We start from the raw sequence: 558 nt of genomic DNA on the forward strand, positions 1-558 counted from the left end.
GGTCCAGCCCAGGCGGAAGCCCGGCAGCGCGGGGTGTCGGATGTGCGTCACTTCGTGGATGAAGCTGCCCGCGCGATACAGGGCCAGCACCGCGACCACGCCCGCCACGATCACCCATCCGACCGCATCGACGCTCAGCGCGATCGCCAGCGCACCGTAGCCGATCGCCGCCGAGACCAGCAGATCGGTCCAATAGATCGCCGGGGTGGGCGCGTTCAAATCTCGGGTAAGTTCCGCAGCGGTACGCAGCATCGCCTTGTCATCGGCGATCGTCGACAATCGCACGCGCGGCGCGATGCCAGCGGGCACACCAGCGCTGCGGTGCAGGGAAAGCGAAGTGTTCATGGAGTGAGCCATTGCAGGAAGATAGTGGCTAGATGGTGGCAGCAACAGGGGGCCAGTGGCACGCTTGACACCAGCCGCCGCACGCGAGACTGCTCGCTCGCTTTCTTTGAGGTGACCTGCCCGTGGCCAATGCTCCGCTTTCCATTCGCCCGATCGACAGCAAAGCCGATCGCAAGCGCTTCGTCGACCTGCCCTTCCGCTTATATGCCAACG

At 64.9% G+C, this 558-nt stretch carries 1 protein-coding gene; it reads right to left on the reverse strand.

Annotation, left to right across the window (positions count from 1 at the left end; all coding sequences use genetic code 11):
* Nucleotides 1-345: hypothetical protein (locus AACY08_RS28335; protein WP_339472410.1), on the reverse strand; the 345-nt coding region annotated here is incomplete at its 3' end.
* Nucleotides 346-558: the final 213 nt, after the last annotated feature.

This window comes from Pseudomonas sp. EL_65y_Pfl1_R83 (assembly GCF_963970695.1).
GTDB lineage: Bacteria > Pseudomonadota > Gammaproteobacteria > Pseudomonadales > Pseudomonadaceae > Aquipseudomonas > Aquipseudomonas tritici.